The 14,028-nt window shown below is 55.7% G+C and carries 12 protein-coding genes and 1 CRISPR repeat array; of the genes, 2 read left to right on the plus strand and 10 right to left on the minus strand.

Annotated elements, in window-relative coordinates; genetic code table 11:
- The 3 genes from A3OW_RS28690 to A3OW_RS0116390 form a co-directional block, all read right to left on the minus strand.
- A complete protein-coding gene (locus tag A3OW_RS28690) occupies positions 1–303 on the minus strand; it encodes a hypothetical protein (protein ID WP_232422396.1) in 303 nt (100 codons plus the stop codon).
- A gap of 37 nt (positions 304–340) precedes the next feature.
- Positions 341–1,386: direct repeats of the CRISPR family, unit length 36 nt; unit sequence GCTTCAATGAGGCTCCGGCAGGAAGCCGGAGATAAC.
- A 209-nt stretch (positions 1,387–1,595) separates the two neighbouring features.
- A complete protein-coding gene (gene cas2, locus A3OW_RS0116385; RefSeq protein ID WP_020564531.1) occupies positions 1,596–1,892 on the minus strand; it encodes a CRISPR-associated endonuclease Cas2 in 297 nt (98 codons plus the stop codon).
- Positions 1,892–3,613: a CRISPR-associated endonuclease Cas4/Cas1 gene (locus A3OW_RS0116390; RefSeq protein ID WP_026223667.1), complete on the minus strand. Its 1,722-nt coding sequence runs from the start codon at positions 3,611–3,613 to the stop codon at positions 1,892–1,894. The genes cas2 and A3OW_RS0116390 overlap by 1 nt, the downstream gene beginning before the upstream one ends.
- 45 nt (positions 3,614–3,658) lie before the next feature.
- Here A3OW_RS0116390 and A3OW_RS0116395 point away from each other — a divergent pair, with 45 nt between their 5' ends.
- On the plus strand, positions 3,659–3,961 hold the full coding sequence (locus tag A3OW_RS0116395; protein ID WP_020564533.1) for a ribbon-helix-helix protein, CopG family: 303 nt from the start codon (positions 3,659–3,661) through the stop codon (positions 3,959–3,961).
- Positions 3,961–4,302, plus strand: coding sequence for a type II toxin-antitoxin system PemK/MazF family toxin (locus tag A3OW_RS0116400; protein WP_020564534.1), 342 nt, complete (start codon positions 3,961–3,963; stop codon positions 4,300–4,302). Before A3OW_RS0116395 ends, A3OW_RS0116400 begins: the two co-directional genes overlap by 1 nt.
- Positions 4,303–4,329: 27 nt before the next feature.
- Here the strand turns inward: A3OW_RS0116400 and A3OW_RS0116405 are convergent, their stop codons facing one another.
- From A3OW_RS0116405 to A3OW_RS0116440, 7 genes are all read right to left on the minus strand, one after another.
- Positions 4,330–4,851 carry an REP-associated tyrosine transposase gene (locus A3OW_RS0116405; protein WP_020564535.1) on the minus strand — a complete coding sequence of 174 codons (522 nt, stop codon included), beginning with the start codon at positions 4,849–4,851 and terminating at the stop codon, positions 4,330–4,332.
- Positions 4,852–5,106: 255 nt separating this feature from the next.
- Positions 5,107–5,418, minus strand: coding sequence for a nucleotidyltransferase family protein (locus tag A3OW_RS0116415; protein WP_020564537.1), 312 nt, complete (start codon positions 5,416–5,418; stop codon positions 5,107–5,109).
- Between the two features lie 59 nt (positions 5,419–5,477).
- Complete coding sequence (gene csb2, locus A3OW_RS0116420) at positions 5,478–6,986, minus strand: type I-G CRISPR-associated protein Csb2 (RefSeq protein ID WP_020564538.1); 1,509 nt, start codon at positions 6,984–6,986, stop codon at positions 5,478–5,480.
- A gap of 3 nt (positions 6,987–6,989) precedes the next feature.
- On the minus strand, positions 6,990–8,000 hold the full coding sequence (cas7g, locus tag A3OW_RS0116425; RefSeq protein WP_020564539.1) for a type I-G CRISPR-associated RAMP protein Csb1/Cas7g: 1,011 nt from the start codon (positions 7,998–8,000) through the stop codon (positions 6,990–6,992).
- Between the two features lie 41 nt (positions 8,001–8,041).
- The gene (cas8g1, locus tag A3OW_RS25255) at positions 8,042–10,318 is read right to left on the minus strand and encodes a type I-G CRISPR-associated protein Cas8g1/Csx17 (protein ID WP_051091829.1); all 2,277 of its coding nucleotides are present in this window, start codon (positions 10,316–10,318) and stop codon (positions 8,042–8,044) included.
- 113 nt (positions 10,319–10,431) lie between these two features.
- On the minus strand, positions 10,432–12,783 hold the full coding sequence (locus A3OW_RS0116435; RefSeq protein WP_020564542.1) for a CRISPR-associated helicase/endonuclease Cas3: 2,352 nt from the start codon (positions 12,781–12,783) through the stop codon (positions 10,432–10,434).
- Between the two features lie 139 nt (positions 12,784–12,922).
- Positions 12,923–13,900 (minus strand): helix-turn-helix transcriptional regulator, encoded by a 978-nt coding sequence (locus tag A3OW_RS0116440; protein WP_020564543.1) that lies wholly within the window; start codon positions 13,898–13,900, stop codon positions 12,923–12,925.
- Positions 13,901–14,028: the final 128 nt, after the last annotated feature.

A 14,028-nucleotide genomic window follows, 5' to 3' on the forward strand; every position in this document is an offset into this window, starting at 1 on the left:
TTACTCGCGAACAAGGACAGGCAGAAATATCTGCAAATGACCGAAGCGCAGCGGCTCCAGGAAGCGGCCAAGGGGGCGGCGGAAGCCTTGAAAGCCGAAGCCGCGAAGAAACAGCAGCGGATTGCGTTGACCGTATTGGCCAATCAGAAGCTCACCCATTATCTTGAGAATCAGCCGGGTCTGATGATTGACAGCGTGGACCGGATTCTCGCGCCGAAATTCGACGGGCAGGATAATACCCAATCGGCGGAATCGAAGTTCAAGGCGATTTACAACGAGTACACCCGCGAACTGTCCCGCCATATTGAATCGTTCGGGCCGATATCCCTGCAACAAGTGAGCTTCAATGAGGCTCCGGCAGGAAGCCGGAGATAACCCCTTCGCTGTAGGCTGCAATAGCCGGGTCTCGATCGCTTCAATGAGGCTCCGGCAGGAAGCCGGAGATAACGTAAAACCAAAGAAGAAAGCTATCCCGCCCAATCTGCTTCAATGAGGCTCCGGCAGGAAGCCGGAGATAACTGATCGGCGTCCGCAGCGCCGACCGGCAGGCCGATTCATTGCTTCAATGAGGCTCCGGCAGGAAGCCGGAGATAACGAAGATATAAGCGCCGACAAGGTAGGCCAGTGTGAGCTTCAATGAGGCTCCGGCAGGAAGCCGGAGATAACGAAGATATAAGCGCCGACAAGGTAGGCCAGTGTGAGCTTCAATGAGGCTCCGGCAGGAAGCCGGAGATAACAGCTTCACGAACTGCACCAATAGCGAAACCGAGAGACCGCTTCAATGAGGCTCCGGCAGGAAGCCGGAGATAACCGTTCGAGAAAATCGAAGAGAACCGGGAGCTGAACGGCTTCAATGAGGCTCCGGCAGGAAGCCGGAGATAACTCCTACGGGGCGTAAGAAAAAATGAATCAATAAAAGCTTCAATGAGGCTCCGGCAGGAAGCCGGAGATAACATCCTGGGCAAGCGAAGGAGAATAAGCCATGTTCACCGCTTCAATGAGGCTCCGGCAGGAAGCCGGAGATAACTTGCCGGACCCGTTTTTGCCTCTCTCCAATCCAGCGCTTCAATGAGGCTCCGGCAGGAAGCCGGAGATAACAGCTTCACGAACTGCACCAATAGCGAAACCGAGAGACCGCTTCAATGAGGCTCCGGCAGGAAGCCGGAGATAACCCAGCGCCGGGGCGGCTAAGGCTGTTATGTGGGCCGCTTCAATGAGGCTCCGGCAGGAAGCCGGAGATAACAATCCGTCCAGCGGCGTGTACGACTTTTCGGCGATCGCTTCAATGAGGCTCCGGCAGGAAGCCGGAGATAACGCAAAGCCGCCCGCGCTATCTCGTCCTCGCGCAGCGCTTCAATGAGGCTCCGGCAGGAAGCCGGAGATAACAGCCGTCTCTGGAGCCCTTAAAACGCAAGGGTTTGGACAGGCAAACGCGAGCGCTCCCTGTGTCGCCCGCAAGGCATTATACAAAGCTTCGACCAAATCTCCATGCCTATTTATTAATAACCTGATTTTTAAAGAACATTTTTCCACGAGCGCTGAGCTTGTTTTTTGCGTCACCTCAGCGCTCGCCATGCGGCGGCGGCCTGACCCTGTCATACGATGACCGGCTGTTTCTCGATGACATCGAAGTCCTTCCCCAGACTCACGACTTGAGGCTTCACCGATTCCGCCGGGCCGACGTTAATGATCAGAACATGATCCTCGCTATGATGAATCATGCCGTCGAGCAGCGCAATCAATTCGGCGTGGCGCTTGCGGCTCAGGCGGCATTGAAACACCGACAACTGCAACCAGTCGCCGTAACCTTTCATCAGTCGGAAAACGCGCCGCCAGCGCTTGGGGTCGCGGATATCGTAAGTGACCAGATACAAATAATCGTAAGTTGCCATCAGCGGGTCGTGAAGTTGGGATACTCGGGCAATTCGCCGAGCAGGTAACGGCCGAACAGCCGAGCCTGAATTTCGAATAACCGCCGGTAATCGGTTTTGTATCCAAACAAAGGATGCGTGACTTCCTGCATCAGGCGGCGTTCGAACGCCGCGATGAAACGCTTGCGCCCGGTTTCGGTCAGCGCCACGCTGCCGGCGGCGCTGATAAAGTCGCTCGGCCGCACCTCGCCGTTGTTGATGACCTGCAATACGGTCGAGTCGGCAATCAGCGGGCGGAACGGCTCCATCAAATCGAGCGCCAGGGACGGCCGGCCATACCGAGGCTGATGATAAAAACCCCGATAGGCGTCCAGTCCCACGGCGGTGACGTTCATCGTCCAGACTCGGACCAGCATCGAATAAGCGAAAGACAGCAAGGCATTCACCGGATCGGTCGGCGGCCTGCGGTTGCGCGTTTCGAAGTCGAAGCTCATCTGCCTCGGATCGTCCGTTTTCTTGATCAGATTGCCGAAAGCGCTGAAATACAACGCCGCGGCGCCTCCCTCCAGACCCAGCAATTGCTGGAGATCGGATGCCCGCATTACTTTATCGGCCAATGCCTTCAGCCTGTCGAGCAGTTCGTCGGGCTTTTCTTCGCCGCGCCAGTTGCGGCGAAGCAGTGTCCGGCAGTTCTGGATTTTCGCCCGAACCAGCCCGCGCGCGACCGCAAGGCAGGTATGCGCCTCGAAACTGGCCCGGTACTGAGCGGTGCGCAATTCCACGTTCTTGTGTCCGGTGCCGATGGTATGGCCGATGAACCAGCCGCCGAAACTATGCCAACTGACCGGAATGCCACGCCCCATCAGCTCCTGCAAACATGGCGTGGTGACGTACACGTTGCCCATGACCACGACCTGGGAGACATCGATCAGCCGCGCGGTCTGCACGACGGTATCGTCAATGCTGATTTCCAGTTCCTCGCCTTTTTTGGCGATTTTGCCTTTATAAGCCTGCACGTACACCGGAAACGCCTCGTCGCGCATTGCCGCCAGAGGCCGCGGCTCGACCGCACTGCCGCGCAGAAAATTGACTTCGTCGGGCAGGCAAATGCCGACCAGCGAACAACGCGGGCATTTCGGACTGTCCTCCAGAGGCTTGGGGATATGCCCTCCCGCGGCGATCAAGCGCAAGCCGTTGACCGCATTCAGCGTCAAGTCCTGCAGGTCTTGATCGAACGCGATCCGCACCCGCTCGCGGCTTTCGGCAAAGTACAGCTCGCCTTCTTCGCAGACATAGCCGTGTTCCTTCAGAATCAAGCCCTGCACGCACAACTGCACGCGCTCGGGGTCGTAGGCGTTTTTGGCGACGTGCGGACGCTTGCCGCGCTTGTAATCGACCGGCGTCACCCGGCCGTCTTCGGCCTCGATCAAGTCCAGTTTGGCGATCAACCCCAAGCGGTTCGACGACAGTTCGATCGAACGCCCATGCAGCACGTCATGTTGCTCGATTTCGTCTGCCGCCGGGAACCCCTTCGTCGGTTTATCGACGCGCCGATGCGTGTGGTCGCCTTCGACCGTATCCGCCGACGCCGCCCATTCGCCCTGCACCCATTCCAGATACGCCAGCCTCGGACAATACTGGTATTCGTTCACCATCCGCGCCGGCAACAGCGGCATGTCGCCGCCGAGTTCCGGAAACGGCATGGGGAGTTCGAATTGGATGGGGTGTTGATCGTCCGTCATTTTGTAATACAATACGTTATAAATATGTAATACGAGGTAAGCGACATGACGGCCATCAGTTTACGGCTCCCCGACCATGTCGAGGCGCAATTGAAAGAAGAAGCCCGCATCGAGGGCAAATCCCAATCCGAAATCGCCCGCATAGCGATTGTGGAATATCTGCAACGCCGCGAAAAAGAGCGGTTTATGGCGGAGCTGGTAGCGGAAATGCGCACCGCCTACTCCAACCCGGACATCCGCCGCGAAGCGCTGGAAATGGCCGAGGACCTGGTCGACGACGGACTGGACGCCGTCATCGCCGCTGAACGCGCCGCCGGCATCGACCCGGATGAAAAGTGGTGGCGGTGATGAAACGCGGCGAAATATGGGTCGGCAATTTCAACCCGTCGCGCGGCCGCGAAATCGGCAAAATCCGCCCGGTTTTGATCATCCAGTCCGACGAACTGGGCGAAGACATTACGCCGATGGTGGCGATTTTGCCTCTGTCCACGCAGATTTATTCGGCATTCAAACGTTGGCGGGTTACCATCCCGGCCAGAGGCCGCCTGCTGAAACCCTGCCAAGTCGTCACCGATCAGCCGCGCGCCCTGGATCGCGCTCGCTTCGGCGAAGGTCCGCTGGCCACTCTGACGCAGGCAGAGATGGCGGCCGTGGAAAAAAGCTTGCTGGCGGTGATGGGGATGTTGTGATGAATATGCCAAAGCCATAGTTTATTATCATTCCAAATCCATCTCGCTAATCGTTTCGGGTTGGCCGTTGCTGCCCCATTTTTCCGGGTACCAACCCTTGGCTACCACCTTATGAAACGACGAATACGGCCAGGCGGCAGGCGATGTAGCCAACCCATGTTTAACCGGGTTGTAATGGATGTAATCCATGTGCCGACGCCAATCCTCTTCATTGCGCAACAGATGATCCCAAAACCGCGGCTGCCATACATCTAGGGCATTGCGTGTTTTTCTTTTTTCGCCAATGCGCTTGGAAACCTGTTTTTTGATTTCCCGCCAACGGCCCGGAAAATCCGTATCGGCTTCGGGTAAGCGCCAAATGCAATGCAAATGATCGGGCAATACGACAATCCCGTCGATTGTAAAGGGGCGGCTCGTCCTGACGTAATGAAAAGCTTCCCGCAATAAAACGACATTTTCCGGCGCGGCGAAAATTGGCCTCCGTTGATACGTAACGACAGTAAAGAAATAAGCGCCGCCGGGAATGAAAATACGCCGATAATTGCTCATTACCTCCCTCTTACGGATAGCCTATTCTCGTAGGGTGGATAAGCGTAGCGCATCCACCAAAAGGCCTTCAATGGTGGATGCGCTACGCTTATCCACCCTACAAACCTATATCTCACTTTGCCAATAATTTCGAATTGCCGTTCGACAGCGGAGCGTAACAGCCGGTCGCCGGCATAGTCGCCGTAGCTTTTGCCGTCGACAAATCCCAATATGACGGCGGCCGCCTCGCGTGCATCCCGAAGGTAGGCACGAGGATCACGCTGCATAAACCACCTCGCGGCTTTGATCGATGCCGGCCTGAACGTAGGGATTTCGCAGAGCCGACGCTTCCGCCAGATTGACTTCGCAACCAAGAATTTGCGCCAAATCGCTTTGAAAATCGAAAAAATTCTTTAACGAAGGGCCATCAGGCGAAGGCAAAAATTCCACCAGAAAATCCGCATTGCTCGTACCCGGCGCAAAGTCAATGGCGCGCGCGGCGGAACCGAACACTTCCAGGCGCCGCACGTGATAACGGCGGCAAAGTTCGGCGATGGCCGGCTGGTGTTTTTGGATAAATCGGTGCATGGTGTCTACTTGAGTTTTGATGTCTTTTGCGAGGCTACATCTTTAAATAGATCAGTCAACTAATTAACCGGTATAAACATACCGAGCCCAAAATGATTGCCGAATCCCAGCGTCAGAGGCCCCGTGACCGGCTCACTGAATTCAAGCCGCCAAAATGAGCCGTGAGTATCAGGCTGAACGAGCCCACGTTTACGCCGGAAGCGATAAAAATCGATCGGGCGCAAGCGGCCGTTCTCAAATTGCAGGGTTTCTTGCGGCATCGCCGCGATTAACTCCGGAAGCCCGCGTTCACGACATTCGCGGCGAAGCTGCGCCTCGATATTGAAGTTTTTCTTGCGGTGCCAGGGATGCGAATAAGGTGTTCTGGATTGCCAAACGTCCGATTGGCCCAGCAAGGGAACGGCCTTGCCAAACGAGGACTTTTCGCCGACATATTCCAACAACAACTGCCAGGATTGACCGTCTCGGTTTTTGATTTGATTCAAATTTTCCAAAACCCAACGGACGTTTGAGTCAATACCTCCGGGTATATGAATGACGGCGTGACCGATTCGACCTTGCTTGTCCGCGTCCGCAAGAAAGAAGGCATGTTGATGCCGATTGTCTTCGGGTAAACCATGTCCCGACAGTAAGGGCGGCTGCGCGTTTTCGCCGAGCAAATATTTGGCTTTGCCCATTGCCGCCGCGCGCAGCCATTCGCCGAATTTCACTGCGTCTTCGATGCGCGGCAAAGGTTTACCGTAAACCGCGTAGCGCACCGTGTCGGCAGGCGAAACCGAACGTAAGTGCGGACGGCTTGCGGCACCGGCGCGTAAGGCTTCGATAGAGCGTTGATAGAGCACCTTCTGCGCGGCGGGCGGCGCGCTCCAGCCGGCGGCTTGCAACTCGGCGGTGTCGAGGCCGAGCGCATCCAGCCAGTTTTCCGGCAATGTCATCTGTATCGCTTTCTGCTCCTTGCTTTTGAGCGATCGGGTGTTGAGCCCATGCAAAAACGGACCGCGAAAAGCCGCATAACCGTCTTGCGTTAACGGCACGTAGAGAAACACCGGTTCGCTGGCGATTTCGCCGGTTTCCCTATCGATGCGGCATTCACCGGGAAAGCAATTCAGTTCTCCTTCCCAACAATCCAAACGCCGCGCTTCAATCCAAGATTCCGCCCGACCCAAATAACCCAACGCCAACAATAAGGCATCGAGCAATTCGATGGATTCGCCATCTAACGTCAAATTCGGCCAGCACACGATCAGCTTTTCGCCGGCGTCGATCCGGGCGAACGCATCGAAAATCAGCGTGCTCTTTTGCCGAACCGGCATGTAGTGCCGCGTATGACTATGAACGGCAACGGGCAGGCGATAATGCGGCGCTTCGCCGGCGAGAGTCGCCAATAATTTTTCCAGACGTTGCCGTGAAAAATACTGCTGGTCCAGCTTTCTATGCCAAGTGGCGAGCAGCGCTCGGCAAATCCGCCAGCTATCGGGCGGCCAGGCGACGTCGGCCTCGTTGACGTGCCGGCCCCAGGGCGTGGCATGGTAACGTCCGCCGGGGAAAGTAAACGATAGCGTCAGCATGGTTTATTCCTCTGCGCCTGAACTCTCGGCGGCGTCTTGGGGTTTTTTCTTTTTCTCCGCACCTTTTTCCCAGCGCACCTCGGTTACGCGCGGTTCGGCGAAGCGGCCTTCCTGAGCAACGGCAGCAATCAGTCCGGGCAATGCCGCTTCCAGATCGGTGCGGGCGGGTAGTTGCCATGTCTTAGGGCGCATTACCGAGAGCGATTGCACGTCCAAGTCGCAAGCGGTGCGCAAACGCAAGCCTTCATCCAAAAAGCGGCGGATTTTGTACAAGGCCAAGGCGATCAACAGTTGTTCGACGGCTTGGCCCAGGCCGAAACCGCGAATTTGCGCGAGGTCGATGTTGAAGTAGGCGGTGATTTTGGGAGCGGTATAGTCGTCTCGGGAATACGGCACGTTACCGAAACCTTTCGCGGTATCGCCGGAAGGATTCACGTGATCGTTCTTGACGCCGCCGCTTTGCGCGAGTTTTACATCCTCGGCTTCGATAAAGGCCGACAAGACCCGCGGCAGGCGTAAGCGCCCACCCGCCAACTCGCTTTTTGCCAAAAAGATGCCGTGCAGCAAGGCGTTCGCATCGAACTTCAACACGACGGACGCTAATTGACGAATATCCACCGGGCCTTCGTCCATGTCCGCCAATTCTTTTTTGAGCATCTCGAATACCGACTTGTCCTTGCCTTCCAGAATATACGGCGAGTTCAGACGGTGCGCTTCCAATACGGTGTTGGTGAGCGCTTTTCCTTGCTTATCGATCACTTTGATCAGCGGCAACCCTTTGAGAGGCGTTACCCAATCATCGGCAGGCCCATCCCAGCAGACGGTTTCCATCCGGTTAGCCATGCTTTGCGCCGATTCGACCAACAGCAGGCGATTGCCGTTCGGTCCGTCGTAAACCGCCGCGCCCAAATCCGGAAAGCCGGTCGGTTGAAAGCGCGAGCCTTGCAAGGGCTGTAAGCCCACTTCGATCAGCAGGCGGGGCGCAGTTTGTAATGCAGAAAATTCGATGGTCATGATGAATTCCTCAATAATCACAAGTTTTGTATTACTCAATGTCACGTTGTCAGTTCAATCTGCGCGGATTCGTGTCGAATACGGCGCAATAAAAAGGCCAATTGGCCGTATTCGATCGGGATGGCTAAAGCCGCGAGCAGGCGCTCGCCGTCAATACCCAAGGCAGACGGCGCTCGCTGGGGAGATGCTGGTAGAGCAATACCGGCATGACGGAGCGTCGCCCAGGCCAGATCGACCGCGCGTTGGGACTGCCCCGCCGCCAACCAGGTCAATAACTCGTCGGGTTGGGGCAACTTGCGGTCTTGCGGTAAAAATTCGAGTCTGTGAAGGATTTTGTCCGTCACAAAAAACGGCTTCATTAACGTATAAGCGCCGGGCAACACGCTTTCCTTTCGACGGTTCGATGTGCCGTCATGGTGGCGGGGAAACTCCTTGACCAAAGCCAAACCCTGCGCCAAATCGCCGATACGCGAGTCATCCAGGCTATCGTCGAGATAGGCGGCGATGTCGCTGCTGTTCGCGCCGAAATGAAAATCGAACGGTTTATCTTGATGTTGCAGTCGCTCTGCTGCGAGCAGTCGGGTTCGCAGCAGAGCGGTCATGTTACGTTCGAAGGATCCTTCCCCCCAAACGGCAAGCCGGGACTCCTTATCCCAATCGTACTTTCTGGCGTCGATCGGCGAAAAATGTACCCGTATCGGCAGTGAAGGCGCAGTCAGACTGGCCAATGCACACGCTAGGCGGAACTCGGTCGAACCGTCGTCGGCTTTCCAAATCCACTCGGGTGCTAACAGCGGCACCGGCACTCTAACCGCTTCGCGGCCTTTGGGACTGATGCTTAATACGCGCTGCAAGCGTCCCAGCAAAATCAGAATGTCCTGGAGGGTTGTCGAGTGGTCACGGCGAGTCAATTCGAACAGCCGATTTTCCAATTGGCGCGTCAGCGCTACGATGCGTCCGGGCGCTTCCGCTTTGCCGGCGAAACTGCGAAGATTGTCCAGAAAGCGATTTTTATCGAGATTTTGCATTAAATCGGCGGCAGGGTTACGCCGGGTTTGGATGCGGCCGAAAGGCGTCGCGAGATAAGCCTTGCCGGAGCGCATCACGAAGCCATAGCGCTGAAATTCGTTGATGCCGCGATCCACGCCCAAGCCGGCGACGGCGCGAGCGAAATCCAGTCCATCTCGAGCCGGACGGCGGCCTACAGTGGCTCGCCCCTCCTGAAACAGAACTTTCAGTTCCGCAAGCGTCGCGGCGTTGCGCCAAAGCGGAAGCCAGATTTCGGCGCGCGCATTGGCTTCGTCGGCCTGATTGTTCGAACCGGAGCCGCTGCCGGTAGCGCGTACGGTGAAGGGGTAGCTTAACGCGCCCATCGTGTCATTTTGCAAACGTCTGGTTGTAGCAGTTGCCAATAATAGTGTTCCTTCGAGTATCAACAGGAAATTCCAGTGATTGTCTCTTGAAATCCCTGAAAAACCGGTTGACGAATTGGGCGCCCCCATATTTCCCGGCGCGAATTGGCCAGGAATCCAATTAGGAATCATTGCTGTCGGTGAAGCGAAAAGCGATTCTTCAAGCATTAGGTCGGAAAAAGTTTGAGGTTTACCGGTACTCACATTCAGCACACAACTTAATCTTTCAAGGTAGTTCACTCCGAAATCCATGCTTCCATCGAGTCCGCCTGTACCCAATAAAGGAGCTTGAAACAATTTCTCAGCTACAATCTGGCAAGCATCGAACCACTCCAGCATAGAACCGGACAACTCATTACGAAGAGATTGGAGTAAAGTACGTTTAGTCGCTTTTATTTGGTTCTCCAGTTGTTTGACGTATTCTTTTTCTGTTTCCAGTATTGATAATTTCGCTTTTTTCTTACGGTCCAATTCCGCTTTGGCAATTTTGTATCGTGAACGGCAGATATTTAGAGTTGACAACGACTTATTCGCAGCGATTAGCAATAGCGCAGTTCGAATTGGCTCAAAACGCGAATGAATTTCACCGGTATAGAGTGCTACCATCTGGGCACCTTTTCGACTGGAAGCATTATCATCTTCTTGATTGTTCTCATCTTCTCCTTCAAGAAAACCGCCTCTACCGTTCCAGGGCGTAACGATCGGCGTCGGCTGATACTCTTCAAGAAAAAAGCGCAGCAAGGCGTCTTTATCGAGCGTCGTTTTCATGACAAAGCTTTCGTTTTTCCAAAAACCCGTCACCTCCAGGTCTTTTTGTTCCGCCACCAGGCGTAAAATACCCAAGGCCTTCAAGTAATGCGCCAGTGGCGTCGGTGCACAGCCGTTTAATGCGATTTCATGCTTCATGGATTTCTTTTTCCTACTTGTTGGTTCGTAGTTCGTAGGGTGGATAAGCAAAGCGCATCCACCGACGGAGCCTGAAACGGTGGATGCGCTTCGCTTATCCACCCTACAGATTTTCATTGTTGTTCCTGATTGGAGGCACGCCAATCGGCGATGCGTACGAGCGTTTCATACCAAGCCAGGCGAAACGGGCCGTGCTCGGCTAGCAAGCGCTGAGTCCGGTTCGTCCAGGACGGTCCCATCGCTTCGCTTTCGCCGAGTTCCATCACGTCCAAGCGCAGGCGCGTGGCCGGGAGTGTATTGCCGTCGAATGTCAGCGCCGGCAACTCGTCGCCTTCATGTACGCCGCGCGCGTAGCGCTTGCCGTTCGGCGCTTTTTCGTCCGGCATTGCGCGCAGGCTTATCCGCACCTTGCCGTGGTGAGCGACAATCAAATATGCGATCAAATCATGCATCGGCGTTTTTTCGCCGTGTTCCAGCCAGGCCAGCATCGAAGCCAATTCGTGGCGGAAATAAGGGCGCCCGTGCCTGGCGCGCGAAGGCGATTTTGCCCAGTATTGCAAACGCCGAGGATCGCCTTCCGGCCAATCCTTGTTCAGCTTCAGCGTGGTTTGGAAAACTTCGTGCACCTTGCCGACGTCGTGCCAAAGCGCGGCAACGACAATCGCCTCGGCGATACCGTCCGGTAAATGGCCAAGCGCAGAGAGCAACGACTCGGCTGCTTTTTTGACGTGAGACAGATGGTCTTCCAGCAAAATCGGGATGGTTTTTATGCTGTCCGGATCTTTTTGGTAGATTTGATCGTTCGCCGTTTTGTGCCGCAAGACCTCGACCGCCTGTTTGTCGGCGGCGACGAAACCCAAGGTCTTGTTGTAACCGCCGTCTTGCGCGCGCAGCAACAATGTTTGGCCGGGATAGACAGCGTTTTGACTCACCGGCTTCCACATACCGGCCAGACTGTCCCAAACGAAAGCTTTTTTATTTTTGTCTTTCAGGTGATTTTTGATCTGGGTGATCGACGCCGGACACAGTTCGGCCCTATCCGGTTGCGCTTCCTCGGGTTTATCGCCGTCGAAGTCACGCCAGAAAACGAACAATTGCGGCGTTCCTTCGTCCCGAATATAGAGCGAAACGTCGATGTCGAAGCCGGTCAAATCCGGGTCGGTGTTGAACAGGTCAAGAAAATCCTTGCGCCGCAATACGTGGCTCAGCGGCTGTTCGGAGGTCACCGGCGGCAGCCGGCTCAGCGAAGCGGTTTGCCGTTGCCGCAACGTATCCCGGGCCTGCTCCATTTCGGAATACGAATACGGCGGAGCCGATGCCTCGTCTGCTATGTCCAGCCAGTAAATCGCGGCCTCGGCATATTCGCCGTAGCGGTTGCAGCGGCCGAAACGCTGCACCAGAGAAGACCAAGGCGCCAATTCGGTAAACAAGGTTTGCGATGAGATGTCCACGCCGGCCTCGATGGCTTGCGTGGCGACGATGATGCGGCCCGCCGCCGGCGCCGCCTGTTGTATGGCGTGGTTCAACGCTTTCCGTTCGGCGGCCCGAAAACGTGCGTGTACCAGAAGCAATTCCGCGGGAAGCTTGCGTTTTTGCAATAGCCTCGTCAAGTCTTGTGCGCGCTCGACGCTGTTCAATATCGCCAGGGTATTCGTGCCGGCTCGGTGCGCGGCAACTATTTCTTGGGCCAGCGTTTCCAGATAAGTCTTGGCATTGGCCTTTTTACTTTCGGCATCGAGTCTTGCCGAGCCGATTTGAAGTGTTTTTAACGCATTCAGCCGAGTGCCGGCCAGACGTCTGTCCTCGTCGGAGATGTTCAGGGTCGTCGCGCTGTCGAGATAGCCGGCAAAATCGACCGTCTTCAGCCAGGTTTTGTTTAATGTCGCGGACAACCATAACGTGCGGGCGCTGCCTGGAACCTGAAGTTGCCGGCGAAACGCTTCCAATTGCGCCGAGGTACGGAGACCCGCGCCCATCAACTGTACTTCGTCGAAAACCCACAGCGCCTCGTTGTGCAATAACGCAAAATGTACCGGCCATTGGTAGCGGCTCATGCCATAGCCGCGCATCAACGCGCGCGACAACAGCATGTCCTGGGTGCCGATCCAGATTGCATTCCGTTCCGGGTGCAGCATCCAGGGTTCCAACGCGTCTTCGCCGCCCATCAGCAAATGCACGGGAATATCGGCCGCATCGCCGCCCAACTGTTCCAGCCATTTGCGAATTTCCGCCACGGTCTGTTCGACCAATACCCGCATCGGCAAGCAATAAATGAGACGGCGCGGCGTTTCCGGGTCATTCAACACGATCCGTTTATAGAGCCAAGCCAATGTCACGGCTGCCGTTTTACCCAAGCCGGTCGGGATTTCCAGAAAATCCGGCCAAGGCTCGTTGCCAAGCCGATCCTGATAGGGATAAGGGGCATCGCGCCCGGTCGCCTGGTTAAAAAAATCGCGGTAATCCATCGGTGTTTTCCGTCAATGTTTAAAAAACTTTGAAATCTCAAGAGTCGTAAGGTTGACGCTGGATGCGCTACGCTTATCCGCCCTACGCATTTTTTACCATAATCACTGTTGCAGAACCTGAGCGTCAGATAAAAAAATTTTACTTCAGGTACATCGCCCGCATCTTCTCCACCTGTTCAACAACCGCCGCCACCAAAAACTCCGGCTCTCTCACCTCCACGTCCGCCCCATATTTCAGAATGTCCATCAACAGTTCCCGATGGTCGTTGAACGGAACGCGCAGCTCGAAGCGACCGTCGTCGAGCCGTTTCGTCTGCTGTTCGGGATGCCAGTGTTCGTCGGCGATCCAGCGTGCGCGTTCGGCGGAGAAGACCAGCACGGCGGTATGCCGGGCGGCGCCGGAGAAAATGCCGTAGGCGGAGGCGAAATAGGTGTGCAGTTCGGATTCGGGCAAGACAATTGCGTCTTCGGGCAGGATTTCGGCGCTTTCGATTCTGTCGACCGCGAAGATGCGCAGCTCCTCGCGTAAATGACACCACGCATCAAGGTAAAAATTTTCTCTATAGTAGAGTAAGTTTTGCGGGGAGACGTCGCGGCGGCTATGTTTGTTGCTGCTGCGGGCGCGGTACTCGATGCTGAGGCGTTTGCCGCCGAACAAGGCGGCCGCGGCGTTCAGGAAATGGCGGCTGTCGCTTAGTCGCCGGCCGCCGACGGTCAGGAATTTGACGTTGGCGAGTTTCGGCTTGGCCGCCTCGGGATGCAGTGCGAGCAACGTTTCGATACGGTTTTGCAGCAGGCGGATTTGCTCCTGAAGGATGCCGGGGCCGATCCGGGTCAAAAGGTGCTGGCAGATCAAAAGACCGTGCAGTTCGTCGGCGCTGAACCAAAGCCCGGGCAGTTCGTAGGGACGTTCGCCGCTTGTGCGGTTGTAACGGTAGCCGTTGTGTTTTTTGTTGTATTCGACCGGTGCGCCGAGGTAGTCCTGCATTTCTTCCAGTGCCCTTGCAACCGTCGCGCGGGAACATTGCAGTTCCTGCTTCAATGCTTTCATCGAGATCGGCGTTCTGCGATTGATGAAAAGATTGTGCAGTTTGAAAATTCTGTCGAAGCGATCCATTACATTTATTCTGAGTGGTTTCGAGCCCATTCACTATAGCAGAGCCTGAGTGGTTGTAGGGCGATTGTAATGATCAGGCGCCTGAAAAGGAATGTGGTGGGACCAGGCAGTGAATGAAGTCCGGTTTA

The sequence above is a fragment of the Methylosarcina fibrata AML-C10 genome, assembly GCF_000372865.1.
Classification (GTDB): domain Bacteria; phylum Pseudomonadota; class Gammaproteobacteria; order Methylococcales; family Methylomonadaceae; genus Methylosarcina; species Methylosarcina fibrata.